An 833-nucleotide genomic window follows, 5' to 3' on the forward strand; every position below is an offset into this window, starting at 1 on the left:
AAAAAAACGTTCTCCGACTCGTAGATAGGTGATGTCGGTTACAAGCTTCTTGAGAGGTGCTTCAGCTTTGAACTGTCTCTCCAGACGATCCGGGTTCACAACTGATGCCTGTCTGCCAAAGAATCGCCTTTTTTTGCGAATTACTGAGCGAATGCCTAATTCCTTCATCAATCGATAGACACGCTTGTGATTGATTTGTAATCCTTCTTTGCGTAGGGCAACTGTTATTCGTAAGTAACCGTAATAAGGATGCACGCGATGGATACTTAAGATATGTTCCTTTAGATTGACTTCCTTTTCGCAGCGTCGAACAGCTGACTCTTTGGACTTTCTCCATTTGTAATATCCCGCACGGGATACTTTTGCAAAACTGAGTAACCATGATAATCGATATCTGGTTCGCATTTGTTCAATGATTGAGAACCTTGCTTTCTTCGAAGTCACTCCCCGTTTAGATTTGGATATCGCTTTTTTAGATATTCATTCTCCGCTTTTATGTAAGCTAGCTCTTCCTCAATGCTTGTGAATTTGGTTTTTGGACGCCCTTTTCGCCAGGTTTGATTAGATCGAGAAGCTGTCAGTGTCTCCCCAATACGAACCTTATTAACCCAGTTCAACACCTGTCTTTTTTCTGGAATACCTAATCTTCTGGCGACTTCTCTAGACGATACTCCGGACTCGTAAAGACGTACCGCTTCCATTTTTTCCTCTTCCGTATAGACCTTATATGTCTGTCCCTTTTTAGCCATAAAAAATCCCCTCTGGTCAATTGTGTCTTACCCAATTGTAACAGTGGGGTTTTAAACACAGTCAACCATGAGGGGATATTACCA

General features: G+C 42.0%; 2 protein-coding genes. Both read right to left on the minus strand.

The genetic code is table 11. The features are described from left to right. A partial coding sequence (locus tag AN963_RS30845) for an IS3 family transposase (protein WP_152985659.1) occupies positions 1-444 on the minus strand: 444 nt, incomplete at its 3' end. Beyond that, on the minus strand, positions 441-749 hold the full coding sequence (locus AN963_RS10370; protein WP_055744537.1) for a transposase: 309 nt from the start codon (positions 747-749) through the stop codon (positions 441-443). The genes AN963_RS10370 and AN963_RS30845, both read right to left, overlap by 4 nt. Positions 750-833 lie beyond the last annotated feature (84 nt).

The organism is Brevibacillus choshinensis (assembly GCF_001420695.1).
Taxonomy (GTDB): Bacteria; Bacillota; Bacilli; order Brevibacillales; family Brevibacillaceae; genus Brevibacillus; species Brevibacillus choshinensis.

What these genes read in the sequence shown, in the direction of transcription:
- AN963_RS10370 (WP_055744537.1), bottom strand. Translation starts at nt 749, where the DNA reads ATGGCTAAAAAGGGACAGACATATAAGGTCTATACGGAAGAGGAAAAA.